Source organism: Thermococcus litoralis DSM 5473 (assembly GCF_000246985.2).
Taxonomy (GTDB): Archaea; Methanobacteriota_B; Thermococci; order Thermococcales; family Thermococcaceae; genus Thermococcus_A; species Thermococcus_A litoralis.
Genome location: NC_022084.1, coordinates 1561411 through 1587632, shown reverse-complemented (window position 1 = coordinate 1587632; position 26222 = coordinate 1561411). Strand labels below are relative to the sequence as shown.

Annotated in this window: 27 protein-coding genes and 1 pseudogene; 15 read left to right on the top strand and 13 right to left on the bottom strand. The window is 42.4% G+C overall.

Annotated features, from left to right (window positions below; genetic code table 11):
* Positions 1-212 precede the first annotated feature (212 nt).
* The 3 genes from OCC_RS08615 (at position 213) to OCC_RS08605 (ending at position 4592) form a co-directional block, all read left to right on the top strand.
* Positions 213-1904: a DUF2357 domain-containing protein gene (locus OCC_RS08615; protein WP_020953768.1), complete on the top strand. Its 1692-nt coding sequence runs from the start codon at positions 213-215 to the stop codon at positions 1902-1904.
* Between the two features lie 6 nt (positions 1905-1910).
* Positions 1911-3800: an McrB family protein gene (locus OCC_RS08610; protein WP_004067136.1), complete on the top strand. Its 1890-nt coding sequence runs from the start codon at positions 1911-1913 to the stop codon at positions 3798-3800.
* Between the two features lie 102 nt (positions 3801-3902).
* Positions 3903-4592, top strand: coding sequence for an HAD family hydrolase (locus OCC_RS08605; protein ID WP_004067138.1), 690 nt, complete (start codon positions 3903-3905; stop codon positions 4590-4592).
* A gap of 46 nt (positions 4593-4638) precedes the next feature.
* Here OCC_RS08605 and argF read toward each other — a convergent pair whose 3' ends face one another.
* Positions 4639-5586 carry an ornithine carbamoyltransferase gene (gene argF / locus OCC_RS08600; RefSeq protein WP_004067140.1) on the bottom strand — a complete coding sequence of 316 codons (948 nt, stop codon included), beginning with the start codon at positions 5584-5586 and terminating at the stop codon, positions 4639-4641.
* 190 nt (positions 5587-5776) lie between these two features.
* Between argF and thyX the strand changes: the two genes are divergently transcribed.
* The 3 genes and pseudogenes from thyX (at position 5777) to OCC_RS08585 (ending at position 9248) form a co-directional block, all read left to right on the top strand.
* Complete coding sequence (gene thyX / locus OCC_RS08595; RefSeq protein ID WP_004067142.1) at positions 5777-6511, top strand: FAD-dependent thymidylate synthase; 735 nt, start codon at positions 5777-5779, stop codon at positions 6509-6511.
* Positions 6512-6746: 235 nt separating this feature from the next.
* Positions 6747-8428, top strand: a pseudogene (locus OCC_RS08590) (Na+/H+ antiporter NhaC family protein).
* Between the two features lie 163 nt (positions 8429-8591).
* A complete protein-coding gene (locus OCC_RS08585) occupies positions 8592-9248 on the top strand; it encodes a DUF257 family protein (RefSeq protein WP_004067144.1) in 657 nt (218 codons plus the stop codon).
* Here OCC_RS08585 and OCC_RS08580 read toward each other — a convergent pair.
* On the bottom strand, positions 9245-9730 hold the full coding sequence (locus tag OCC_RS08580) for an HIT family protein (RefSeq protein ID WP_004067146.1): 486 nt from the start codon (positions 9728-9730) through the stop codon (positions 9245-9247). The genes OCC_RS08585 and OCC_RS08580 overlap by 4 nt on opposite strands.
* 93 nt (positions 9731-9823) lie before the next feature.
* Between OCC_RS08580 and OCC_RS08575 the strand changes: the two genes are divergently transcribed.
* Positions 9824-11056 (top strand): 2,3-bisphosphoglycerate-independent phosphoglycerate mutase, encoded by a 1233-nt coding sequence (locus tag OCC_RS08575; RefSeq protein ID WP_004067148.1) that lies wholly within the window; start codon positions 9824-9826, stop codon positions 11054-11056.
* Between the two features lie 159 nt (positions 11057-11215).
* Here OCC_RS08575 and OCC_RS12460 read toward each other — a convergent pair whose 3' ends face one another.
* The 4 genes from OCC_RS12460 to OCC_RS08555 form a co-directional block, all read right to left on the bottom strand.
* Entirely contained in the window at positions 11216-11398 is a 183-nt protein-coding gene (locus OCC_RS12460; protein ID WP_148290434.1) for a hypothetical protein, read from the bottom strand.
* 74 nt (positions 11399-11472) lie between these two features.
* On the bottom strand, positions 11473-12438 hold the full coding sequence (locus tag OCC_RS08565; RefSeq protein WP_004067152.1) for an aminotransferase class I/II-fold pyridoxal phosphate-dependent enzyme: 966 nt from the start codon (positions 12436-12438) through the stop codon (positions 11473-11475).
* Positions 12431-13300, bottom strand: coding sequence for an adenosylcobinamide-phosphate synthase CbiB (gene cbiB, locus OCC_RS08560; RefSeq protein WP_004067154.1), 870 nt, complete (start codon positions 13298-13300; stop codon positions 12431-12433). The genes OCC_RS08565 and cbiB overlap by 8 nt, the downstream gene beginning before the upstream one ends.
* A gap of 108 nt (positions 13301-13408) precedes the next feature.
* A complete protein-coding gene (locus tag OCC_RS08555; protein WP_004067156.1) occupies positions 13409-14164 on the bottom strand; it encodes a uracil-DNA glycosylase family protein in 756 nt (251 codons plus the stop codon).
* A gap of 42 nt (positions 14165-14206) precedes the next feature.
* On the opposite strand from OCC_RS08555, the gene OCC_RS08550 reads away from it, so the two are divergent.
* The 7 genes from OCC_RS08550 (at position 14207) to OCC_RS08520 (ending at position 17588) form a co-directional block, all read left to right on the top strand.
* The gene (locus OCC_RS08550) at positions 14207-14455 is read left to right on the top strand and encodes a PF20097 family protein (RefSeq protein ID WP_004067157.1); all 249 of its coding nucleotides are present in this window, start codon (positions 14207-14209) and stop codon (positions 14453-14455) included.
* Entirely contained in the window at positions 14452-15096 is a 645-nt protein-coding gene (locus OCC_RS08545; protein ID WP_004067158.1) for a PAB0415 family putative ATP pyrophosphatase, read from the top strand. Before OCC_RS08550 ends, OCC_RS08545 begins: the two co-directional genes overlap by 4 nt.
* Complete coding sequence (cobZ, locus tag OCC_RS08540) at positions 15089-15523, top strand: alpha-ribazole phosphatase CobZ (protein ID WP_004067161.1); 435 nt, start codon at positions 15089-15091, stop codon at positions 15521-15523. Before OCC_RS08545 ends, cobZ begins: the two co-directional genes overlap by 8 nt.
* A 181-nt stretch (positions 15524-15704) precedes the next feature.
* Positions 15705-16403, top strand: coding sequence for an adenosylcobinamide-GDP ribazoletransferase (cobS, locus tag OCC_RS08535; RefSeq protein WP_004067163.1), 699 nt, complete (start codon positions 15705-15707; stop codon positions 16401-16403).
* A 53-nt stretch (positions 16404-16456) separates the two neighbouring features.
* Positions 16457-16651 carry a DUF2281 domain-containing protein gene (locus OCC_RS08530; protein ID WP_004067165.1) on the top strand — a complete coding sequence of 65 codons (195 nt, stop codon included), beginning with the start codon at positions 16457-16459 and terminating at the stop codon, positions 16649-16651.
* Positions 16651-17031, top strand: coding sequence for a type II toxin-antitoxin system VapC family toxin (locus tag OCC_RS08525; RefSeq protein ID WP_004067167.1), 381 nt, complete (start codon positions 16651-16653; stop codon positions 17029-17031). Before OCC_RS08530 ends, OCC_RS08525 begins: the two co-directional genes overlap by 1 nt.
* A gap of 5 nt (positions 17032-17036) precedes the next feature.
* Entirely contained in the window at positions 17037-17588 is a 552-nt protein-coding gene (locus OCC_RS08520) for a GTP--adenosylcobinamide-phosphate guanylyltransferase (protein ID WP_004067169.1), read from the top strand.
* Here OCC_RS08520 and OCC_RS08515 read toward each other — a convergent pair.
* Together OCC_RS08515 and OCC_RS08510 are read right to left on the bottom strand one after the other, a co-directional pair.
* Positions 17568-19019, bottom strand: coding sequence for a cobyric acid synthase (locus OCC_RS08515; protein WP_004067171.1), 1452 nt, complete (start codon positions 19017-19019; stop codon positions 17568-17570). The two genes, OCC_RS08520 and OCC_RS08515, sit on opposite strands and share 21 nt — an antisense overlap.
* Positions 19020-19046: 27 nt before the next feature.
* Positions 19047-20066, bottom strand: coding sequence for an ABC transporter substrate-binding protein (locus OCC_RS08510; protein ID WP_004067173.1), 1020 nt, complete (start codon positions 20064-20066; stop codon positions 19047-19049).
* Positions 20067-20150: 84 nt separating this feature from the next.
* Here OCC_RS08510 and cobT point away from each other — a divergent pair, with 84 nt between their 5' ends.
* Positions 20151-21143 (top strand): nicotinate mononucleotide-dependent phosphoribosyltransferase CobT, encoded by a 993-nt coding sequence (gene cobT / locus OCC_RS08505; RefSeq protein ID WP_004068589.1) that lies wholly within the window; start codon positions 20151-20153, stop codon positions 21141-21143.
* Here cobT and OCC_RS08500 read toward each other — a convergent pair.
* From OCC_RS08500 to OCC_RS08480, 5 genes are all read right to left on the bottom strand, one after another.
* Positions 21127-21714 (bottom strand): adenosylcobinamide amidohydrolase, encoded by a 588-nt coding sequence (locus OCC_RS08500; protein WP_048874633.1) that lies wholly within the window; start codon positions 21712-21714, stop codon positions 21127-21129. The two genes, cobT and OCC_RS08500, sit on opposite strands and share 17 nt — an antisense overlap.
* A gap of 38 nt (positions 21715-21752) precedes the next feature.
* Positions 21753-22295 (bottom strand): 50S ribosomal protein L16, encoded by a 543-nt coding sequence (locus OCC_RS08495; RefSeq protein WP_004067179.1) that lies wholly within the window; start codon positions 22293-22295, stop codon positions 21753-21755.
* 360 nt (positions 22296-22655) lie between these two features.
* Complete coding sequence (locus OCC_RS08490; protein WP_004067181.1) at positions 22656-23651, bottom strand: NrpR regulatory domain-containing protein; 996 nt, start codon at positions 23649-23651, stop codon at positions 22656-22658.
* Positions 23652-23672: 21 nt separating this feature from the next.
* Entirely contained in the window at positions 23673-24746 is a 1074-nt protein-coding gene (locus tag OCC_RS08485) for an alanine/ornithine racemase family PLP-dependent enzyme (protein ID WP_004067183.1), read from the bottom strand.
* A 33-nt stretch (positions 24747-24779) separates the two neighbouring features.
* Positions 24780-26171 (bottom strand): YfcC family protein, encoded by a 1392-nt coding sequence (locus OCC_RS08480; protein ID WP_004067185.1) that lies wholly within the window; start codon positions 26169-26171, stop codon positions 24780-24782.
* Between the last annotated feature and the right edge of the window lie 51 nt (positions 26172-26222).

Genomic DNA, 26222 nt, shown 5'->3' with positions numbered 1-26222 from the left:
ATGAATGCACCTTATCACTTGCGAATACTTTCTGTGTTTTCTCAAATTTAATGTAGCAACTGCATATTTTCTCAATTTCAACAGGAAGAGTTAACTCTCTCCGAAGTACTACTCAATGCTGATTAGGAGTGAAAAGTCCTCGAAAATAGAAAAGGATAAATTAAAGTTTGTGCTATTTTTAAATGAGGGTAACTTGTGGGGGAATACGTAGGATGGAAAATAGTGAAGCAAAAAATGTTCTTTTAAAAATACCACTTGATAAAGATGGAAAATATCAGCTAAAGGGCAAAATAGGTGTAATAAACGACACAGTATACCTTTTTGAGTGGCAGGAATATAGGGTTATTGGGAAGCGAGAATTCAGCATAAGGATTGGGAATGAAAAGACTAAGGCTGAGGAAATCAACGAAAATACCTACCTAGCGACTTTTCAGTTCAAAAACTACATCGGAAAGACCAATATCGAAATTTTAGAAAATGGGAAGGAAGTTTCTCTACGGTTTAAGAATTTTGAAGTACTTTCAGAGAAAGTGGGGAAAATTTACAACGTCAGCCCGGAGAATACAGAAGAGCTTGTACGAAAGCATGAAGAACTCTACAATGCGCTCGTCAAATACATAAGCGAAAAATCAATTTTGCTCCCATTCTCGATTACCGCTCCCACAGGCTTTGGAGTTGAAGAATCTGAAGAACCTATAAGTGAGCTCTTTGTGTATCACTTTCTCGTAAACAACAGGGAGAGAATAATCTCAGCTTACGAGGAAATCATAAAAAGTCCTCACAGAAAGCTCGTTGAGAAGCAAGAGTGGCTAAACTTCTGGGAAGTAAGTGAAGCCAATGAAGATACTGCTATTTCAATCATTAGTCATCCTGAATACCTAACGAAAGCAGAGGACTCTTCTTTTGCAGTTGCAGAATCCCTAAGCGGTTATGTCCCTACCAAAGTCGCTCAAGAAATTAAGTACGAAAGCTTTGATACCCATGAAAACAGGTTTGTTAAGCACTTCCTAAACGAGCTGATAGCGTGGGGTGAGAGGACTCTCAATGCCATTATGACATCTTCATACTTAACAAAGGATCAAAAACAAGAAGCAATCTCCAAGCTGAAAATGGTTCTTGGCGATCTGGAATACTACGCTGTAAGTGACATCTTCGATGACGTTAGTGAAATGATCATCTTTCCATCCACATCTCAGGTGCTCCTTAAACGTGAGGGGTACAGGGATTTACTTCAGCTCTGGTGGGAGTTTAAAGCTTACTCGCCCTTTTTCGGTGAAATGAAGAGAGCAATAGCCAACAAAGACATCGCTAAGCTCTACGAGTACTGGTGCTTTTTTAAGCTGGTGGAAGAGCTTGGGGATATACTTGAGAATAAGAGGCTTAAAATTCACGTAACGCCAACGGGAGAACTCTCTGAGAGGGGTGATGTCTACGCCGAGTTCGACAACGGCTGGCGTTTGTACTACAACAAACGCCTCATTCCTAGAAAGTGGAGCTATTCTGTGACGCTGAGGCCTGATTTCTCACTCTTCATGGAAAATGCAAAGAATGCTGGGCTAATTGGAGTATTCGACGCAAAGTTCAAGCTTGACGTGGTTGACGAAGAATGGGAAATAGAAGAGTTTGACGAAGAAGTTGAGGTCGCTGAAAAAACAGGGGAGTATGAAACGTGGGCAAAGCTGGAGGACATTTACAAGATGCATACTTACAGAGACGCTTTAGGGGCTAGGTTTGCCCTGGTGTTGTATCCTGGTTCTCGCTCGAAGATGTACCTTGCTAAGATTGATAAAGAAAAAACACGGAATCAAGCCTTTGTAAATCTTACTGATGTTCAACGCCTCCTTAAACTTGTTGTTTTGGGGCTGGTTGAAGGTGTTGGGTATTTGGGATTTATTCCGGGGTGAATAAAGATGGGGGATATCGATAAGCAAATCCTTTTCGAAATATTGAAGACTCAAAAAGAAAAGCACAGAAGGGAATGGGAGGGTATCCAAGACAAGGTTCTCATAACCTTTAAAAAATTTAAGGAGAGTGTTTCTAATAATATAACTCTTAATGACGTCAGAGAGTGGAGGGAAAAATTACCTTCACAAATTTATGGAATGTTTAGATACCTAATCGTGAATGACAAACTCGGCAAGGAATTACTATCTACAGAATCTTTTTCGATATTAAGGGCTGTTTTAGAACAACTTGAAAGTACAAATGATTTTGAAGAATCCTTGAAACTATTTTTAACAGCAGTCAATGATGAACGTATTAAAGGGGCGAGAGTGTCAGTGATAAGCACTTGGTTTGCAATTTTTAAACCCCAATTCTTTCTGCCGATATGGGGCACGACTGGAGAAGGGGCTGTCATAACTTCTAAACTCCAAGAAGAAGCAAATGTGAAAATTGGAAATTTACTCAACAATCCCAAGAGCGCTGTAGAATTTATTAAATTAGTAAAAGAAGTATCACAAGGATTAGGAATTGACAACATGATAGAAAGTGCTTATTATCTGAGTAAGTACTCCGAGAGATCCTACCACGAGTATACTGAGGAGAAAAGCTCCAATGACACCTCAACCTGGTTGTCAAAATATCTCACCTCAAAGGGTTATTACTTCCCCACACACCTTGTCTCCCAGTTCTACGTTGCTTTGAAAACTAAGGGCTTCGCAATCCTTTCCGGTCTAACAGGAACGGGCAAGACGAAGATAGCCCAAGAGCTGGCAGAACTCCTTGATTCCTCAAAAGAAAACTTCCTCTTTCTCTCCGTCCGCCCGGACTGGCGCGATTCCAAGGCACTCTTGGGGTATTATAACCCGCTAACCGGAGAGTACCAAAGAACCGAGCTCCTCGATTTCATCTTAAGGGCTGTGGATGACTACCAGAGAAACGGCGCTAATTCGAAGCCCTATTTCCTCCTTCTCGACGAGATGAACCTAGCTCACGTTGAGTACTACTTTGCGGACTTCCTCAGCGTCCTTGAGAGTGGAAGAGAAGAAAATGGCTTCACAAGGGAGAGCATAAAGCTTCACGATATTGATGACATTGCAGAGAAGAAGGGGATTCCAAGGGAGCTTAAATTCCCGCCGAACCTCTACATAATCGGCACCGTTAACATGGATGAAACTACTTACGCCTTCAGCCCGAAAGTCCTCGACAGGGCCTTCGTGGTGGAATTCCACGACGTTGACCTTGAGAACTATCCATCGGCTGGAGAAAATTCCTCAGATAACTTTGAAGCCCTGAGAGAGGTGTTGCTGAATGATCTTAGAGGCTCCAACGGAAAGTTCCTAGCCCACTCGAAGGAAGAGATAAACGAGACTGTTAAAGAGCTTAAAACCACTGAATATTGGAAAATCATTCAGCATATAAACAGAGCTCTCGAACCCTACGACTTGCACTTTGGCTATAGAGTAATTGATGAGATTGCATTGTTCTTCAAAAATGCAAAGGAGAGCAAAGAAAAGGGCATTGTGATGTTTGAAAGTGAGGACGAAATATTTGATCTGGCGTTGCTCATGAAGGTTCTTCCCAAGTTCCACGGCAACAGAAAGAAGCTTGAAAAACCGTTGAAAGAAGTTCTAAGAGAATGCATTGAGTCTAACTTTGAAGTCAAATTCAAGGAAAACAATACAGAGAAAACAATAAAGTTGCCTTCTCAACTGGAAAAATTAAACAGTTTCGCAATTGTTGAAATTCTCAGAAACTGGGAAAGCTATAACAAAAACTTCCGCTTCAAGCACACGGCTAAAAAAGTCCTCCGCATGCTTCGCCAGCTCTACGAGATAGGCTTCGCAAGTTTTAGTTAATTCTTCTCTCTTTGCCCTACTACGCTAATTTCTCTATTGCTTACGTTTCATTCTATAGCAAATTTATTAATCCCTTTCTCCAATACTTTCAGGGTGGTAGCGATGATAAGGCTGATCTCTTTTGACGTCTGGAACACCCTTCTCGACATAAACGTCATGGTTGAAAACCTTGTAAAAGCCCTATCAGAACTTTTAGGAGTTCCTGAGAATGACCTTATGCAGAAAATCTTAGAAACAAGGGAGGAAATAAAAAAGATTAGAAAATCTCAAAGCGGCAGTCCTGAAAAAGCTCTGGAGGAAAGCCAAGAACTCCTCGCAAGAGCCTTAGAGGTTGATGTCGAAATAGTAAAGAGGGCAGTTGCAAAGGCTACTTTAACCGTTGATGAAAGCATACTCCTCCCAGGAGTTAAAGAGACCCTCAAAGAGCTTCATGGAAAGTATATAATCACAACAACGGGCAACGTGATGTTCTGGCCATCGGCATATACGAGGCTCATCCTAGAAAAGTTTGGGCTGGCTGATTACATAACCAAGCAGTTCTATTCTGATGAAATCAAAGCCTACAAGCCCATGAGGGAAGCATTTTTAGCGCCGCTGAAGTATTTTAACGTCTCTCCAGAAGAGGCACTCCACATTGGTGACACGAAGGCTGAAGACTTTGAGGGAGCCTTAAAAGTCGGAATGTATGCATGCTGGATAAATCCAGAAGCAGAAAGAGTCGAGAGAATCCACGAGAGAGGCTTTGTTGTTAAAAGCGTAAAAGACCTTTTGGAAGTGCTTCCTCAGATTTGATTTTCCAATTTTTAATCTATCAAAACAGAAAAGTAGAAAAAAGAGCTCAAACCTTTATACCGCCCATTATAAGAGCCATGGCTGCCTTTTGGGCATGTAACCTGTTCTCCGCTTGATCCCATACAACGCTGTTTGGTGAGTCTATGACGTCGTCGGTAACTTCCTCTCCCCTGTGTGCCGGGAGGCAGTGCATAAAGATGTAGTCCTTCTTTGCATGCTTTACGAGCTCTTTGTTAACTTGGAATGGCATGAATATCTTTCTCCTTTGCTCCGCCTCTGCTTCCTGTCCCATTGAGGCCCAGACATCGGTGTAGATTACATCGGCATCTTTAACAGCTTTAATCGGGTCGTGGAGGAGCTCAAAGCTCCCACCGCTTTCGGCGGAATTTTCCTCAGCCCACTTGATAACTTTTGGATCTGGCTCGTAGCCCTCTGGGGTGGCAACCACAACATTAGCCCCAAGCTTGGTTCCGGCTATCATGAGGGAGTGTGCGACGTTGTTTCCATCACCGACGTAGACAACCTTAAGCCCTTCAATTCTTCCCTTCTTTTCCTTTATGGTCATGTAGTCTGCTAAAGCCTGGCATGGGTGGACAAAGTCGCTTAAACCATTTATGACGGGAACGCTTGCATATTTTGCCAAATCCTCAACGTCCTTGTGGTCAAAAACTCTAGCCATTATACCATCAACATACCTGCTCAGAACCCTTGCTGTGTCCGCTATCGTTTCTCCCCTTCTCAACTGCAAATCTTGGGCGTTTAGATATAACCCGTATCCACCAAGCTGATAGATTCCAACCTCAAAGCTTATTCTTGTTCTCGTGGAGGGCTTTTGGAAAATCATGGCTAAAGTCTTGCCCTCAAGAACGCGGTGTGGCTTCCCAATTTTGTTCCAGATCTTCATCATTTCAGCTGTTTTGAGAATTGTCTCGATTTCTTCTCTTGTAAAATCCTGAAGGCAGAGTATATCCCTTCCAGCCAAACTCACTACCATGTGCATCACCACCTAAAGCTTGACATTTTCTTTAATAACTATTTCGTCGTTAAAAAATACCCGGCGGCGAAAATTTTCAAAAAATTTCTGAAAACTAATGGATAAATGTAAACACACACAAGCTTATATCTTGCTGAAGTTTTCAACAAGGCTAATAAGGAAAGTTCTCCTTTTATTGCCGGTGTGTGTGATGGAAGGCTTAAAGGTCAAACTAGTAAACTACTCCCCAAAACCCCTTGAAACAGTGACTTGGGCTGCGTTGATAAGCTATTGGGATGAGTGGGAAAGTGAAGCCTTCGAAAGAACAACTATGGAGGATGTTGAGAAGCATTTGCCGAGGGTTCTGGGCTATGGGCATGAGTCGATTTTGGAGCATGCTGTTTTTACCTTTGCAATTGAAGGGATAAGCAGAGTCGCCTCACACCAACTAATCCGTCACAGGATAGCCAGCTACACACAGCAGAGCCAACGCTATATCAAGCTTAACCCCCAGGATGTCGAAGAAACTTTTGTTATCCCAGAGGACATTAAAGAGAATCCAGAGCTGTATGAAAAGTGGAAAAAGTTGATGAGAGAGGCGATAGAGCTTTATGAAGAGACCTATGCTAAGGGGATACATCAGGAAGATGCGCGCTTCATTCTGCCTCAGGCAGTGAGAACCAAAATCGTGGTCACAATGAACTTAAGGGAGCTCAAGCATTTTCTGGGTTTTAGAGCGTGTGAAAGGGCACAGTGGGAGATAAGAGAAGTTGCGTGGAAAATGCTCGAGGAGATAGCCAAGAGAGAAGAGCTGAAACCGATAATAAAATGGGCAAGGCTCGGGCCGAGGTGCATAGCCTTAGGCTACTGTCCGGAGAGAGAACTAATGCCACCTGGGTGCCTAAAAATGACAAAAGAAAAGTGGAAAAAGGTAATAGAAAAGTGAACACAATCTCATAAATTTTTGGAAGAAGAGCTATGAAACTGGGAAAAATATTTGTATAACACAAGCCTCAAAACTGCACTAATGCTGTTCTGAAACCTTTTTAGTTCCTTTTCTAGCAATTTAGCATATAATATGGTCAAAAAAGCCCAAAAACGTTCTAAAAAGGCTTTTATACAAGATGGATAAAAGTCCGATGACTAATGCATCCACAAAGTACAATAAGGGGGTTTGAAATATGAGCGATTTCGGCATATTGTCTCTCCTGCCACCTCTTGTGGATATTGGGCTGGCAATATTGACGAAAAGAGTTCTTTTTGCATTGTTCTTTGGAGTATGGGTCGGTGGACTACTGGTTGCAGGAGGAGACCCAGTAGGAGCAACTACACAAACTTTGAAATGGATTGTCTTTAACATAGCCTCAGCATGGGAAGAGAATGGACAAATAGTTACAGACCTATGGAACACAAGGATACTGCTCTTTGATGCTCTTATTGGTGCCGGTGTAGCATTGATTTATAAAGCTGGCGGAATGAACGCCATCGCGAAAGCCGTTACAAGGAAGATTAGAACCAGCAGGGCTGCCTCTCTAATGGCAGCAATTTTTGGAACCATAATCTTCTTTGACGACTACACCAACACCATCATCGTTGGCAACACCATGAGGCCAATAACCGATAGGGCAAGGGTTTCAAGAGAGTTTTTGGCTTATGCTGATGATTCCACTGCTGCACCGGTAGCTGTTTTAGCCGTTGTTTCAACATGGATAGGCTATGAGCTTGGACTTCTAAAAGATGCAATAGCAAGCGTTGGAGAAAACATAAGTGCGTACTCTGCCTGGTTTGCAAGTTGGCCTTACAGATTTTACCCAATACTCGCAATAATCCTGGTTTACCTTGTAGCTGTTACACATAAACACTACGGACCAATGCTTAAAGCAGAATACAGAGCAAGAACGGAAGGAAAAGTATTGAGAGACGGCGCACAGCCGATGATGACAACTGAAATTGACGTTGGAATGCCAATCGAAGGCAAGGAAAGTGTATGGGTGTTTGTACTTCCAGTGTTAACGCTTGTAGCACTGACGTTCCTTGGCTTATGGGTCACCGGTGGGGGAAGTGCCACCTACGCTGAGGGAGGCTTCCAAGCAGTTCTATCAAACGCAGACTCTACATGGGCTCTAGTGTGGGGTTCGTTCGGAATGGTCGTCGTTGCAATGGCACTCGTCATCGGAATGAAGATAATGAATCTCAAGGAAGTCGAGGAGACCGTTGTCGCAGGTATGAAGCAGATGCACTTCGCAATGATGATTCTCATTCTCGCTTGGAGCATTAAGAGCGCATGTGATGCCGTTGGAACAGCAGACTATGTAGTAAGCGTTGCATCAAAAGTTCTTTCTCCAGGGTTGGTTCCACTAGTGGTCTTCCTGGTGGCAGCGTTCATTTCATTCACAACAGGAACCTCCTGGGGAACATTTGCCATAATGATGCCAATAGCAGTTCCACTCGCCTACCAGCTGAGCGGAAGCTTCGGCCCAGTAGTCTATGCAAGCATTGCCTCTGTCTTTGCCGGAGGGTTTTCGGTGACCACTGCTCTCCAATAAGCGATACAACGATCATGAGTTCAATGTTCTCTGGCTGTGACCACATAGACCACGTAAGCACTCAAATTCCCTATGCACTTACTGCTGCAACTGTTGGCGTTTTAATGCTTGTGTTGTTTGCCCTTGGCTTGACGAACGGGTGGATACTGCTAGCAATAGCAGTGCCTCTTCTAATAGTTGCCCACTACGTCCTAAGCGAGTGGTATGGGGCGAAAGTCGGTATACCACACGGGAAAGTGCCAATATATATTGTCGAGGAAGATATCAAAAGAACTGGTGGAACAATTCCAACAGGAGCTGTTCTTGGAGAGGAATGAATTCCTTTCTATTTTTCTCTTTTTCTCTTATGGTGTATCATGCTGTCAGAATTTAGCCCCTTCTTTTTCTGAGGTAGTGTTAGGGGCTTAAACCTAATCAAAAAACTGGATATTCAAAATTTTTAAATAGTTTTCCGCGTACTATAATCATGGTGACGTATAAATGCAGATAATTGATCTCTTATCACACATAAAACCTGGCGAGACCGTTGTTGTGGAGCATGACTCTACAGCTGTTCCTTCCTATGTTCTCTACATCCTCGTAAGAGATGCACTCAATGAGGGGAAGAGAGTGCTCATAGACGACTTTATGGATACTCTTCACATATACAAGACCCAGCTGGAGCTGGCTGGGATTGATGTTTCAATCTTCGATGATATTCTGGTCATAAAGATCGGAGGAATTGCTGAGGTAGGCAAAATAGTGGGGATAATAAGCCCACGTGGAGGAACCATAATCAGGAAGGAGTACGAAAGAATATACACAGGGGTTGTTTCCGAAGAGGAAACCACAATAAACCCGGTGCTCGGGCTTGAAAAAGTGCTCCTGCTTTCAGAGGATAAGTTCGACCTCATGGCAACTCTCGCCGAAATATACCTACGTCTTGGAGATAAGAGAAGAATAGCCATCTACTTCATAAACAGAGATGTTCTAAAGAACATTAATCCTGTGGCACTCCCAATTATCGAGTTTATGGCCACGACTCTCATTGAAGTGGAGAAAAAGGGAAGGGTGTACACCCTGGAGGTTCGCAAGTCTATAACACCAGAGATAGATGGAAAGACCTTTAACTACGACATTGACAGGCTTGAAGGCTAAGTGAGCTCTTCTAATGCCTTTTTCAATTCCTTGTATGCCTCTTCGAGGGACTCTGGAATAACTTTCGTGTCCGCTATTACAGGCATAAAGTTAGTATCCCCATTCCACCTCGGCACGATGTGGAGGTGAACGTGGTCGTCTATGCCAGCTCCCGCTACTCTTCCAAGATTCACTCCCATATTAAACCCGTCTGGATTCATAGCTTTCTTTAAAGCCTTTATCATTAGTTGAGAAAGCTTCATAATATCCAAAAGTTCCTCATCGGTGAGATCTTCCCACTTTCCAACATGTCTGTAAGGAGCTATCATAACGTGACCGGGATTGTAGGGATAGTTGTTCATGATAACGAATGCATGCTTACCTCTGTAAAGAATTAATCTCTCTTCATCGCGGTTTTCTTTGGGGAAATCACAAAATATGCAGCCGTTGTGCTTTGGGGAACGAATGTACTCGATGCGCCACGGTGCCCAGAGTATCTTCACGCTCTCACCTCAATTGGGAGAAAACATTGATATTAAAAAGGTTTCTCATAAAGTTTTTAATCCTCTCTCTGTATTCACCCTAGGTGGTAGGGTATGAAAAGGAAAGGCATTCTCATAATTCTCGATGGGCTTGGAGACAGACCCGTAAAAGAACTTGATGGGAAAACTCCCCTTGAGTACGCAAAAACTCCAAACATGGATAAGCTCGCAAAGATCGGAATTCTCGGGCAACAAGACCCCATAGCCCCGGGTAAACCTGCGGGAAGCGACACAGCACATCTGGCAATCTTCGGTTATGATCCATATCAAACCTACAGAGGAAGAGGCTTCTTTGAGGCCCTAGGGGTGGGATTAGACCTAGATGAGGACGACTTGGCATTTAGAGTTAACTTTGCCACAATCGAGAACGGAATAATAACCGACAGGAGAGCTGGAAGAATAAGCACGGAAGAGGCTCACGAGCTTGCAAAGGCCATTCAGGAGAACGTCAAAATACCAGTAGAGTTCATATTTGTCGGAGCAACAGGCCACAGAGCGGTTCTCGTGCTCAAAGGCATGGCCAAGGGATATAAGGTTGGAGAAAACGACCCTCATGAAGCTGGAAAGCCACCACACAGGTTTGAATATGCCGATGAGGATAGCAAAAAAGTTGCGGAAATTTTAGAAGAATTTGTGCAGAAAGCGCATGAAGTTCTTGAGAAGCACCCGATAAACAAGAAGCGCAGAAAGGAAGGTAAGCCGGTGGCAAATTATCTCCTTATTCGCGGTGCTGGAACCTATCCAAACATCCCAATGAAGTTCACCGAGGAGTGGAAGGTAAAGGCTGCTGCCGTTGTTGCAACTGCCTTAGTTAAAGGTGTTGCAAGGGCTATAGGCTTCGAAGTTTACACTCCCGAAGGAGCCACGGGTGAATACAACACCGACCCAATGGCTAAGGCAAAGAAAGTCGTTGAGCTTTTAAATGACTACGACTTTGTGTTCCTCCACTTTAAACCAACCGATGCAGCTGGGCACGATAATAACCCCATGAAAAAGGTGGAAATGATCGAAAAAGCCGATGAAATGATAGGGTACATAATTGACAACATAGACCTTGAGAACACAGTGATAGCAATCACTGGAGACCACTCCACGCCATGTGAAGTCAAAAACCACAGCGGTGATCCAGTTCCATTGCTCATAGCCGGTGGAGGAGTTAGAGCAGATTACACAGAGAGCTTTGGCGAAAGGGAGTGCATGCGCGGAGGAATAGGAAGAGTCAGAGGAAAATACATAGTGCCCATGATGATGGACTTAATGGGAAGAACCGAAAAGTTCGGAGCTTAGCTTCTTTTTACTATTACTATTTTTGAAAGCCCTCCTCTTGTCCCTAGGCAACGCTGGAGCGGTAAGTCCTCTTCCCATGAAGTCTCCGCTTTTCTCTCTCAAGATTTCTAGAGATCTCTGTATTCCATAGTTTCCAGTAGTCTTTAAGGGGTTATTTTTTTAATCTCTCCTCATCCTTGCCTCCCAGCGAAGGAAAATAAACAGAAATATCATAAAAATCGTGACATAGTAGCTGATAGCAAAAGGCAGAACACCCATAATACCCAACGTGTAGAGGATAGCCAGAATTATAACAACTGGAAGCAACAACCTATAGAGGCGTTTTCTCTCCATTCCTTTCACTCCGTGTTGGTATTCTCCTTGATTTTTAAACGTTTTGGAAAAAGAGTATAAAATCAGCTAACATTGGACTTCCTTCACTTGTCGAGGTGCTTTAAAGCCTCTATTAGTTTGTCATTTTCCTCTTTTTTCCGAATGCTGAATCTTATGTGGCCAGGTAATCCAAAACTTGAGCAGTCTCTAACGAGTATTCTCTTCTCCACAAGCTTCTCAACCGTGGTTTTTGCATCTCCAACGTATTTGATGAAGAAGTTTGCATCGCTTTTTACGTTTAATTCACGTTCTACTCGCTCCTTTTCTTTCCAGATTAGTGGCATTGTTCGTTTTAAGTGTTCAAATTCATCCGCTATGACAAACTCTAAAAACGCATAGCCAAGGGACCCAATGCTCCAAGGCATCCTTACACTTTTGAAGGCCTCCTCAAACCCAACAACATAGCCAACTCTAATTCCTGGCAAGCCATAGCTCTTTGTAAATGTTCTCAGCTTTACTATGTTTTCACTTTCGGGACTTTCTGCATCTTTCACGAAATCTATAAAAGCCTCATCTAAAACGAGAAGTGAATTTTCATTCTCCACTGCTTGGATTAAGGGCTTAAGCTCTTTCACCCCATAGAATTTCCCATCAGGGTTGTTGGGATTGCAGAAGAAGATAATACTACCTTTATCAACTTTCTTAGCCATTGTTCTTGGATCATTTGGAGTCTTTATGATTTCAGCCCCAAAAATTTTTGCAGTTCTCTCGTATTCTCCGTAGGTGTGCTCTGGAATGATCACTTTTCTTTTTCCTTTCATTGCGAGGATGCCAACTAGGTATAAAGCTTCGGTTATTCCAGCCGTGACCGTTAATGGTTCCCCCACAATGCTCGAAAGTTCTTCTTCAAGCCCTTCCCAGTAGAGGTAGCGATTGCTTAGGGTTTTAGCACGCTCAACCATCTCATCTATCCATTCTGGAAGATAGGGGTTCAATGAGGCTGAAAAGTCCAACAATCCCTCCCTTCTAGCGCCTCCATGCTGAGCTTTAAATTTAACAGGCTTAAGCATTCCACCACCTCCATATAGCCAAAGCAGATATAAGTATCCATTCACCCACAACAATCCAGTAGATTCTAAGAGCTCGTTTTATATCCTCAAGTTCTGGTGCTTTGCCATCAAAACGATATACTCCGTATTTCTCAAGCCAGACTCCTAAAACGGCGCTCATTGCCGCAATCGGTTTATCCCCATTTATTTTGAATTTGGCCTTTTTATAATGAGACAACACCTTTCTAGGGCCGAAAGGAAGAAACAAAAGAACGGTAAAACGTGCAGGAATAAAGTTTACGAGATCATCTATTCTAGCCGCAAACTTTCCAAAAAACTCGTATCTCTCATTCCTATATCCAATCATGGCATCGAGAGTGTTTATGGCTCTATACACCAATGCCCCGCTTAACCCAAAGAGGAGAAAATAGAAAATTGGAGCAACCACACTATCCACGATGTTCTCAGCGAGGCTCTCGATTGCTGTTGAGTTAAGATGGTACCTATCTAGGCTTTTCACATCTCTGCTCACAATCAAACCAACGTACTTTCGCTGTTCTTCGATGTCTTCTCTTATGGTGTTCTTTACATGCCAGGCAAGGCTTTTTATAGCAAAGGAGGTCTTTAAAAGGTAAGCACCCAAGGCAATGCTAAGCCATCTAGGCAAAAAATAAGGAAGTTTTGAAAGGAAAAAAGCAAAGCCAATCACAGCCATCGCCCCTAAAGATCCTATAACAAGGTCTAGAGCTGGACTTCTCCTTCTGTAATGTTTATCAAAAAATTCAATGAGCTTGCCAAACCACACTACAGGGTGAATTAAGGCAGGCGGTTCTCCTATCATCAAGTCCCACACCAAAGCAAGGAGAAAGATTATCGGCTTCATTTCGGCATCAACAGTGTTGGATATTTTATCCTTTTAACTCTTTCCGGAGCTCAATTTAGGGAGAACTAGAATTATCAAAAAACTTTAATGGCAATATTTTGCCACGTTTCAAAATACTCCACCACGAATTGAGACAAATGCCTTTCTTATTTCTTCATACTCCTCAAGAATCTCCTCGTTTGGTTCTTTTATTCCTCTCCTAACGTACCAGGCTGGATGTTTAAGATAAATTGCATCAAGACCAAGCTTTTTCAGGGCTTTCTGAGCGGTTCTGCCGACGGCAAAAATGGCTTTAGGCTTGAGGATATCGAGCTCCCTCTCCAAAAGTCCTAGCTCCTTTTCCCCAAATCCTTTCAGCTTGTTTTCCGGAGGATTGCACTTAACAACATTGGTGATGTACACAAAATCCGGGTTTATGCCGAGAGAAAAGAGGGTCTTCCTAAGAAGCATTCCCGAGGCATCTCTGTAGAAGCATATTCCCGTTAATCCGCACCCTTTTCTACCCGGCGCTTCACCTATCAAAGCAATTTTTGAACCAACCCATCCGTTTGCAAAGGGCAAGCCTTCAAAGGCTTTTATTTTCATCTGGTATTCATAGTTTTCTCTACTGCAGAACCTCAAGGGAGATCTAAGAAATTCATGATAGAGTTTCACAAGCTCATAAGCTTTTTTCTCATCCTTCTCCTCTTTGACCAGAAACCTTTCCTTCGGGTTGTATAGGGTTTTAGCATAAACCCCATAGGTTTTTTCATCAAGGGAAAGGAGATCTCTCCACGTCTTTAAGAATAAAGGCATGGTTTTGAAGTTTTTTGGATTAATATAAACCTCGCCAATCCTTTTAAGGCTCTCAAACCTCAGCAGCATAAATAATAAAACATCCAGTGAGGTTATAATTTTGGTGGTAGCATGGAGACAAAGACGTGCCCGTTTTGTGGGGGAACGATGGTAAAAGGAAAAAGCCCACAGGAGGGTTATGCACTATACTTCTGGAAGGCTCCATGGAAAAAGGGTTTTAAGGGAGCAATTAGCGGAACTGTAAAAGCTTATCCATGGCTATGCCTTAACTGTGGTGCGATAATCCCTTACGTGGAGGAGGCAGAGCTTCAAAAAGTCAAGGAGGAATACGAAGAGGCAAAGCTGGAGGGAAGGCTTTGAGGGGTGTAGCTTTTTTCTCAGGTGGAAAGGATGGATTATATGCTCTCTACCTTGTCGAAAAGAGAGGTATCAAAGTTCCCTATTTACTTGCCCTCAAGACTTCAATTGGACTATCTCCCCACTGGGAAAATTTTGATGCCCTTAAGATCATTGCAAATGCCATGGGGAAAACTCTCCTTACCTTTGACATGGCAGAAGGAGGAGATTCTTTAGCCAGATTCATAGCATCCCTTGAAGTTGATTATCTCATAGCAGGGGACATATTCCTAGAAGAACACCTAAAGTGGGTGGAGTGGCTTGCTGAAAAAGCCGGTGTTAGAAGCTTAGAACCCCTGTGGGGACGAAATACGCTTGAGCTAGCCGAAGAGATTCTTAATGCTGGCTTTGAATATGCAATAATTGCAGTAAATAAGGAAAAACTTGAAAAAGACTGGTTAGGATATAAGTTTTCCTCCCTGGAAGATTTAGATGCATTCTTAGACAAGAACCCCGCCGTAGATCCGCTCGGTGAAAGGGGAGAGTTCCACACGGTAACACTCTCCGGCCCACTCTTTAGGGAGCGTTTTAAGCTTGAAAAGCTTTCCATTGAGAAAAGCGAAAAGTATTGGTGGTTAAGGTTTAAGGTGATGAGGGATGATTGAAAAGCTTAATTCCAAGGGAATAACCCTTGAAAAAATGCTTGATACCGCTCTGGAGCTCTACATCGGGGAAGAGAGAGAAAAGGTCAAAGAAAAACTCAAGGAAATCATGCTCCACTATCTAAACGATATAAATATCCAAGCACTTTTGACAGCTGCTCTGCTCTTGGAAGAGGACTTCAAAGTTGAAGGTGATCCGGTAAACCTAGTTGCCGATGAACTCATCGGGATCAACATAGCTGAGTATATTGGGGGCAAGATGGCGCTCTTCAACTTCTTCTACTACGACACAAAAAAGCCCGGGATTTTAAAGGAGCTCCCTCCTTTCCTGGACGATGCAATTGGGGGATTCATTGCCGGATGCATGACAAAAGTTTTCGAGCTCACTTCATCCGGGACTCCCAACGAAGGAAGAGAAAGAGGAATATAAAGAAGATCGTGATGTAGTAACTCACGGCAAAATGGAATATACCCAGCAGCCCGAGGGTATATAAGAAGGTCAAAATCAAAACCAAGACAAGCAATTTTCGATAGTGTTCTTTTTCATGGATGGCATTGGGGGCAGACTTTTTAAGCTTTCTTGCAATTGGATTAATTAGCCAGGTGGTTACATGAGAAACATCATTCCCTTTATGACAAGAGTCCCAATAAGGGGAGACTTCGAAAAAGCTAGGAATGAAGTATGGGCCTTTCCCTTGCTTGCTATCATTACCTCCTCTCTACCTACTTTGATTTTATACCTTGACCTTCCTATGAAAAACATCTTAGCAATTCTCTCGCTTTACTCCATAATAGGCCTGCTCCACTTGGACGGGCTAGCCGATTGGGCCGATGGAATTATGGTTAAAGGAGACAGAGAAAGGAAAATTGAAGCCATGAAAGATCTGAACACTGGCATAGCTGGAATTTTTGCTGTTGTAATGGTACTTTTTATTCAGATATACTCTCTAAACCATCTCCCATTTTATGCAATATTTCTAGCTGAGCTGAACTCAAAGTATGCAATGCTCCTTGCTTTAGCCACCAAAAAACCACTTGGATCAGGATTAGGATGGTATTTTATGGAAAAGATGAACAAAAGGCAATTGGCTGTTGGCACCTTGTTATATTCAATCCTCATCTTCCCTATAGGATTTTATAACCCAAAGGCCATTTTTTCAGTTGTTGGACTTCTGGTTGGTGCATACGTCATGAAGGTTAGTATAGACAATTTCGGAGGTTTAAACGGGGACTGCATTGGAGCAATAGCGGAGATAACAAGAGCCGGAACACTTTTACTTATGGCTTTTGTATTTATGCTATTGGAATGAAGCTGACGCATAAGTTTAAAAGTTTTCTGAACCAAATTCTATTCGGTGAGAATATGCAAGAGATCGAGAAAGTTCTCTCCAAACTTCCTCCCGAGCTTAAAAAGGAGGTTTTTGATTATGCAGAGTTCCTTCTTAAAAAATATCGGGAGAAAAAAAGAAAGGGATTCACGTTTTCATGGGAAGGCAAAGTTAAGTCGGGGCTTTCCTCAGTTGAACTTCAACACAAGGCTTTGGAGTGGAGGGCTTGATGTTTCTTGTGGATACAAATGTTTTCTTGGAGATCCTTCTTGGTCAAAAGAAGAAAGAGGAGGCAAAGAAATTTCTTTCTGAGAATATTGATAGACTTTATATGACAGATTTTTCTCTGCACTCAATTGGAGTGATACTTTTCAAATTAAGAAAACCAGAGGTTTTTGAAGAATTCATAGAAGATGTTCTTCCAAATGTGGAGATTCTCTCTTTACCAGTAGAGAGCTATCCAGAACTCATTAGGATACATAAGACCTTTAATCTTAATTTCGACGATGCCTACCAGTGTGCTGTTGCAAACGTTTTTGATCTTACAGTAGTTACTATGGACACGGATTTCACAAAAGCTTTGAATTATGTAAAAATCCTCTTTTTGTGATAGCAATGATAATCATCTTAGCGGGTGGAAAATCTACCAGAATGGGAAAAGAAAAACCAGTATTGAAAATAGCAGATAAAGAAATGCTCCTCTGGGTTTACAATGAGAGCTCAAAGATAGATGAAACCCTTGTTGCCCTCTCGAAGAACACACCAAAAACCAGGGAACTATGCCTCCGGGAGAGGATTCCCTTCGTCAACACGCCAGGAAGGGGATATGTTGAAGACGTTCAGTGGCTCTTGAAGGAGTTTGGGCCATTTGTAAGCGTCTCAGCCGATCTGCCTTTCGTAAAGGCGTGTGATATTGCCCTTATAAGGAGCGAGCTTGAAAAGAAAAAAACCAGCATCACTGGAGTTTTGCCTTTAAACATCGTGCCAAAAGACCTTGGAGTTGCAACTTACAGAGGATACGCAATTGTAGGAATTAATGGAGTTTCCTATGAGGGAGAAGAATTCGTTGAGCTAAGAAACCCCCTTTTGGCTTTAAACGTGAACACACCAAGAGAGATTGAACTTGCAAACAGAATTGCCAAGCTCCTACACCCCAAGTTCACTTAGGATGTAATTGAGGTCTAAGTTTTCTTCCACGACTCTGGAAAATCTTTCAATTTCCTCCTCTAGGCTCCACTCCTTGAGGCTTAAGGACTCAAGACCCTTCTCCAAGCGAAGCATGTTTAAAAGCCGCTCTGTGAATGCGAAGTTGTGAAAGATTCCGTGGAGATACGTTCCAAAGCTTCTCTCACCTATAGCTCCCTCGGGCTCGAAGACTTTGGCACCGTTTATCTCCTTTATTATTGAGAACGGCCTCTCACTTGTGGAACGTCCCATCCTTATCTCGTAGCCCTCAACTTCCATTTTCTTGGCTTGCTCCCACAGTATTTCTGATTTCAGGTGGTTGGTTCTCTTTTCCATCGTGAAGATCGTTTTAGCTGGCAGAAGACCGACGCCCCTAACCTTGCCTCTCTTTGACTCGACATTGTCTATTATCTCCTTCCCAAGCATCTGAAAGCCGCCACAAATACCGACAACGAATGAACCCTCGCAGTGAGCCTGAATTATGGCATCTTCAATTCCGTTCTCCCTCATCCAGAGCAAATCTTCCACCGTGTTTTTGCTCCCTGGAATAATTATTAAATCTCCTTCAATCTCGTCGGCTTTTGTCACATAATCAACACCGTTGGCCCAATGAAGGGGCTCGAAATCGGTGAAGTTGCTTATATGTGGAAGCTTGATGATCTGTATGTGCAAGTCACCTTTAACTTTAGGAAACTCTGCTAAGGAATCTTCCTCTGGCAGTTTGTGATCCACATAGGGGATAACTCCCAAGACCCTCTTCCTATATCTCTGCTCCAAATATCCAAAGCCGGGTTCAAGGAGAGATTTATCGCCCCTAAACTTGTTAAAAACAAATCCCATAACTAGCTCCCTTTCCTCCTCGCTTAAAAGCTCCATCGTGCCTACTATTGAAGCAAAACTACCTCCCCTATCTATGTCAGCCACGAGAATAACTTTGGCATTTGCATGCCTTGCAACCCGCATGTTTGCAATATCATAATCCTTCAAGTTTATCTCCACAGGGGAACCCGCTCCCTCAATTACTACAACATCATGACTATGCATAAGCTCATCTAGAACCCTCATGGCTCTTTTAAAGAGCTCCTCCTTGGTGGAAAGCATGTATTCTCTGGCTGAGACACTTCCGATGGGCTTTCCCATAAAAACTACTTGACTTCTCATGTTCCCCTCAGGTTTTAGAAGAATGGGGTTGAACCTCACAGAAGGTTTCTTCTTACATGCCAAAGCTTGCAAATATTGAGCCCTGCTTATTTCTCCCCCTTCAATGCTTGGAGCAGAATTTAAACTCATGTTCTGGCTTTTGAAGGGAACCACATCGTAGCCGAGATTTGTAAGAATCCTGCACAGTGCAAGGGCCAATAAAGATTTTCCAGCTCCTGAAGAAGTGCCTTGGATCATCAAAGCTCTACCCATAACCATCACCAAAAAGAGAAAAAAGAATCAGCCTGCCGTAGCTTCACATACGAGAGGCTGATATGTGAAGTTAAACACATCTGGATGTAAGAACTTCGCAATCTCCTCTAGTCCTTTAACTATTCTTGGGCTTGGTCTTGAAACGATGTCATCACTGCTTAGAGTGTAAACCCTCCCAGTTTTTACGGCATCAGTGTTCACAAGCTGAGTATTGCAGAGATCCTCCGCATTCATTCCCGCATGTGGAGGAAGGATTATTACTTCTGGATTTCTTGCCAAGACTTCTTCAATGCTTACTTGCGGCCAGCCCTGAGTATCTCCAAAGATGTTTTCTCCCCCTGCCAATGTTATGAGATCGTGGATAAAGGTTCCATTACCGGCACTCATCAATGGGTCACTCCAAACTATGTAGAACACCTTTACTTTCGGAGCATCCATTACTTTTGATTTTATTTCTTCAATCTTACTTCGCATGTTATTCACGACTTCATTTGCTTTCTCCTCTTTGTTCGTAACTTCTCCCAAAAGTTCAACTGCTTTGTAGATTTCATCTATACTCTTTGGGTCAATGATTATAACTGGGGCTATCTTCTCAAGTTGCTCTAAGTATTTGAGATGCATTGAAGTACCAACTATAAGATCCGGATTCAAAGATGCTATCACCTCTATACTAGGATCAGAAAATCCTCCAACAACGGTTCTTCCTTCCTGAACATTCTCCGGGTAGTTGTCGAATTTTGTCACTCCAACAACTTTGTCGAGAGCACCTATGAAGTAAAGGGTTTCCGTGATACTAGGCGCTAGAGATACTATTTTTTGAGGCTCTTTCTCTATGGTGACTTCCCTTCCGGCAAAATCAACTATAGTTAATGGATATTTAGGAGCAGGAGTTTGGGTTTCGCTTACTGTATTTGTTGTGGTTGTCGTGGATGTCACTTTTTCTTCAGCAGTTTCTGTTGTGGTAGGGGTGGTTTGAGTTTGCCCGATGCAACCCGCTATAACAACCCCAAATATAAGCAGTACCAGCACAATGGCTACCTTCCTCATGCACCTCACCCGGATAATTTGTCCAGCAATAATAAAAGGGAAGGATATATAAACCTATTGGATAATTTGTCCAAGGTGATAGCTATGATGTTTGTTGTATTAGGAAACACCGAGGTGTCTTTAATACCGGGAATAAGTATAGCAGGGGCAACAGCAGAGCTGACAAAACTAACCCCACCGGCAGATGCGGAATATCTTTTTTACGAAAGGCCGAAAATAATAGACACAATACCCGTAACTCCCGAGGGACATCCAACCCCTGCCATAATCACGAAAGCCGCAAAAGAGCTTGCAAACTTTCCGATTATTGTTGTAAGGGGCGGTACTTATTTAGCCCCTCTAGTCCCCCATGTGCACATAAGCAGCTATGTAGGAAGAGATTTTAGAAAAGAGAAAGCTTTACCAGAAACTAGGGAAATAATAGACAGAGCATCCCTTTTTGGGGAAGAACTAAACAAGCTAAATCTGGGAGAAGTAGTTATTGGGGAATCAACACCGGGAGGAACAACAACAGCTCAAGCGGTTTTGTGGGCTCTTGGATACGATGCAAAGACTTCCTCGGCTTCTCTCGACAATCCCCAACCCTTAAAAGAGAAGGTAATAGCAGAGGGGTTCAAAAGGGCGGGTATAAAAGAGGGAGAGCTTAAGGACAAACCATTAACAGCCTTGGAAGAGTTTGGCGACCCGATGATGGCCACGGTTGTAGGGATTGCCCGAGGATTCAAAGGAAGAGTAATACTTGCTGGTGGAACACAAATGCTGGCTGTTGCAGCATTGTTAAGAGCTATGGGGGGAGAACTCGAAAGGTTCACGATTGTAACAACAAAGTGGGTAATAAAAGACAAAAGTTCAACTTTCAAAGAAACAGCCGAGGGACTGGGGGTAGAGTACCAATATGCGAACTTGGACTTTTCAAAAAGCAAATTTAAGGGTCTTAGAGATTACGAAAGGGGCTACGTGAAAGAAGGGGTTGGAGCCGGGGGAGCCGCATGGCTAGCACTAAAGAGGGGATTTACTGAGAGAGATATCGAGAGGAAAGTAGAAGAGCTCTACGAAAAACTCACAAAGAATCTTTAGTTTTTTCCCACTTCTTCAAACTTTCTTTTAGAGCTTTCCTAACTGCCCTGCCTATGTCTATTCCAAGCCTTGTGGCGGTTCCTGCCCACTCCTGTTCTCCCTCGAAGGCAAACACCCCTATTCCATCGCTTGTTGTTCCAGTGGCATTATAACCGAGATTCAATAGCGTGTATGTTTTTGCCTCTGTGGCCGTCATTATTGCATTTGCCATAGCTCCTAGGGTGAGCCCTTCTTCAATAACCAAAGCTATGTTGATTGTTTTGCTTAAAAATCGGGGAGGCTCATCTCCAGCTATTGCAGGATTAGTTATTCCAGCTGTGATATAAGCCTTGACGTTTCCAGACTCTGCAATAGAGAGAACTTTTTCTATATCCGCAGCAGTCATGAAACCTACAAAATTCTCCAGCCCATTTGCCCTCTCAAATTCAAGACAGTCCTTCTTGTAATCACCGTCATAATTTTTGTGAACCTGCATGAAAAAGAACCCGTTAGCTCTGAAAACTCCACCATTATGGGGCGCATTACTGAGAGAGATCATTTGAGACTTAAAAGGGTGTACAAATGCCCTCATGAAAGAAAAGGGAAAATTAAGGTTAATAAGCTTTTACCTCAAAGTGTTGACAGTACTTTGGTTGTTACGTCGTTTCCTTCCTTGTCGTAGATTCTGTAGTAGCACTTACATGGGAACTTCATGCTTGCTCTCTTCATTGCGGCGATTGCAAACTTCAAGTGCTGCCTGTTAACTCTAACGGTGAGGATCTTTTGATCTTTCTTAAGTCTTGCTGCTAATCCTATTGGCTTTCCAAAGGGCCTTCTCATACCGTTTCCGTAACGGTCAGCCTTTCTTCCAGTAGCCATCGGGTTTTCTCTAAGTACTTGGAAGGGATAAACTCTAATCTTGTAGTGGAAGTTGCTCCTACCGACGTTCTTTGTGAGGAATCTGTTGAGCTGGGTTCTTGCAGCCTCAAGTGCATTCTGCCTGATCTGGACAGGTTCGGCTGTGTGAAGGCTAACCTCAAACTCAAAGTCTCCAGCGGGATTCCCCATGTCGAAGATGGTAATTCTCGGACCGGGGGCACCCCTAATGTATTCCCTTCTCGTGTAAGCGGGCTTATCAACGTATCTGTCAATCTTGGCTGGTCTCAGAGCCATATTCCTCACCTCCCAAATAAGCGTAATCTAAAGGTAAACACTTTGCTTAGCTTATAAAAGTTTTGGATTTTTGACTTGAAAAGCTTTTTTGGGCGACTATATATTTCTGACTTTTTCCTAGCTTTGATGAGGATCCAGTTTTAACCCCTTGTTAAAGCTTTGCAGGAAGTTTACAGGCGATTCATAACTTATTCAGTGTTACGCCTTTCGGTTTAGCCCAAGAGGTGGTCCTACCTCCGTTATCCTTTACCACAGAGTGAATTGAGTTCTCGCTAGATGTTGGACTTTGAAAGGACAGTTTTTGAGGATTGAAATTGAACTCAAAAATGAGAATATTTCCATGAGATTCATGAAAGGGACTTATTTGAGAACTTTTTCTGGTTTTTTCATTTTTTGAATATCATAAAGATCTCTAGCAATTTCAAGCTTTTTTGAAACCCCAGTTTCCACTATGGGAGCAAAATAATTGGCCCCACCATAAACAACAAGATAGCCTTTGTTTTTATCCATAATGTTCACCCTTTTGTTTTCTGGTATTACACAACTGTGTTCAGCTATTCCACTTATATTATTCTTTTTCAGTTTTTCCAAAATCTTAATGGTATCTTCGTAGAGAAACGAAGAGAAAGTCTTTATTGCCGCTGTCACGTATCCACTTCCCGTACTTGCGACTTTATGAACTGAAGTGTAGCCTCCCCTAATTAAAAGCTCTCCCGGGCTTATTGTAGTTCCTAGGTGGGATATTATTTCCATGAACCCTTTAGGGGTGTTGTTCTCTAATTGGTATAGTCCCGTAGCCGTGGATTGGAGGCAAATCCCGTTCTTTTGAAAGATAATGTCATACGTTCTAGAGGAAATCCCCAATATCCCAACATGTCCTTCCTTAACTTCAAAATGCCAGATACTCTCTTTTTCATCGAGAATTGCCAGCAAGGGAGATGTTATAACATTTGTTTTTGAGATATCCAATAACAAGGGGACTACCAAATCATATTTGTCTTTTGGTACCATTATGGCATTTACCATAACTTTTCCTTTGTTTTTGTCTATGTCATAATCACTATTTGTGATCAGTTTCTCAATTTCAATGGAGGGTATCCCTATCCTTTCATAGACTAACAATCTCCGAACTTCATTTACCCCACGTTCCGTGAGTTTTACGCCTTTTCTGCCTAATCTTTTAATAAACCCTTTCTCTTCTAGGCGGGAGATATGGTACCTTACTGTTCTTGAATCCACATTTATACCTCGGTTTTTTAAGAATTTTGCTAATTCTACTGAAGTTTTTGGACTTTCAGAAAAATAAAGAATCCTTAGAATCTCCACAACCGTCATTGGAAACTCATCGTCACTCATCCCGCTCACCCTAATATTTTGTTAATTCTTGTAAATATATACCTTGTGCACATATGGAGAAGTCATCCCTCTGAGCATTGCTGAATAGCTTAATTTGAATTTCACTGTATCTCCTACTGTTAAGGGCACTTCAGATTCCGTTATGTCAATTATTGTATGATCACTGCTACCCCCAAGAACTTCAATGCCGTTATAAAGCGGAAATAATCCCCTCACCTCTATATCTTGCTTTCCTATGGCTAATATTGCCCTCTTTCTAGTTCCTTTATCCTCAAAAATAGGAGTGTTACCGAAGGCATCTTTGCCCATTGATCCTTCTGGCAAAGAAGGTTTCCACTTAACCTCAATTATTTCAGCCTCTAGTGTAAACGTGTCCTGTCTAAGCCAAGGGATAACCCTATTGCCTGTGGAATCAGTTCCTAGAAGTATTCCTTCCCCAATCCTGAGTTGACTAATCCCATATGACGACTGTCTTTCCTCTAAAAGATTCAAAACTACGGTTCCCCCCGAGGAAATTATTAAATTGTTAGTACCCAGAATGGATTTTGCCTTTTCCTTCAGTTTTCTAAGTATATCATGATTTTTTGGACTTGGGAGTACTCCTCCAAAGCAACCAACATTTGTCCCAATTCCAACTATTTCAATGCCTCTTAACTTTCTGGCCTCTCTAAGAAATGGAACAAAATCACTGGGCATTATCCCCTCTCTCCTATCTCCCACATCAACCATTATTATCACTTTGTGGGACTTTCTATGTTCTAGCGAAGCTTCCGACAGCTTCTTCAAAACAGACAGCTCACTATTAATGCTGTAATCCGCTAATTCCACAACTTTCTCTATCTCACTAACCATAGGGGATCGAATTAGCATGAATCTTGCATTGATATTATTTTCTCTCATTTTTTCAATGTTTTGAATTCTAGAATCTCCAAATATATGAATTCCACTATTTAACATTGCTTTTGCTATTTTTGGATCACCACACACACCCTTGGTCACTCCAACAACCTGCATTCCATAAGAGTCACAAAATCTTACAACTTCCCTGGCATTCTCTTCAATAGCAGACAAGTTTATTTCAAGTGCAGGGAACATACAACTCCCTCCAAATAAGAAAATTTAATGGGCCTAATATGGCCCATAGTTTATAGCAGCGGCAATTGCGACCAAAATAGCTCCTGCAATTGTTAGATAAACCACCAGCTTCCAGATATGGCGTACCCATCTGTCGTAGGGTATGTCTGCAAATACCAAGTAGTAAATCATTGCTGGGTAGAACATGTTTGTAATACCATCACCAAACTGGAATGCCAGCACTGCCGTTTGTCTTGTAACTCCAATGAGATCAGATAATGGAGTCATAATAGGCATTGTCGCCGCAGCTTGTCCACTTCCTGAACCTATAAAAAAGTTTATGGCTGACTGTATTAGGAACATCAACACTGCAGCACTGACTGAACCAACACTTCCTAATGGCGTAGCAAGTCCATGAATTATCGTATCTAGCACCCTTCCTTCACTCAATATAACCACAATTGCTCTAGCAAACCCAATAATCAGCGCTCCGTATGTAACACCTTTTGCTCCTTTTACGAATTCTCCAAAGAGTTCACTGGGATTCATTTTTGCGATTAGCCCTGCTATTATGCCAAGTCCTAAAAATAGAGCGGAAATTTCAGTGGTATACCATCCATATTCTATAACTCCATATATCTGGAGCAGTATACCTCCAAACAGAACTAAAAGTACCAATTTCCTCGTGGGAGTTAGCTCTTGTTGCTCATAGTTCAGATTAAATTCTGCCCTCTCTTCTCCCTTGTATCCATATAGTATGCTCTTCTTTGGGTCTTTTCTCACATCTCTGGCGTATTTCAGAATAAAAACTGCACCTATTGTAAAGAACACCAAAAAGCAGATTATTCTGTACCACAGCCCGGAATAGAGGGGAAGTTCTGCTATGCTTTGTGCAACACCAATTGTAAATGGATTAAGCATTGCTCCTGCAAACCCTATCCATGCTGCTGTTCTAACGATGTGAAAACCTACAACCCTGTCATAACCAAGTGCCAGTGCCATAGCCACTCCCAATGGGATTAAAGGTATTGTTTCCTCAGCAAATCCGAATACTGAACCCAATAGAGCAAATACAAACATTATTGCCAGCAGCAACGGCGTATCTTTTCCTTGCATTTTGTTTACCATTGCAATAATTCCCGCGTCCAGTGCGCCAGTAGAACGGATTATTTGAATAGCACCTGCAATTATGAAAACAAAGGCTATAATACCAGCAGCTTGTTTAAAGCCTGTTGGAATGGCTTGAAGCATTTCAAATGGATCTACTGGATTGGGATCTACATAGTGAAATGATTCAGGGTCTACAATTGTTTTTCCACTATTGGGGTCTTTGAATCTATCAAACTCACCCGCCGGAAGTGTCCATGTTGCCAATGTGGCAATTAATATTAGGACGAATATAATAAAATACCCATGCGGGTTTTTCAACCAGTCAGGAACCGCCATTTTTCATATCCCTCCTCTTTTAATACCATTTTGTCTCATGACATGATTTTA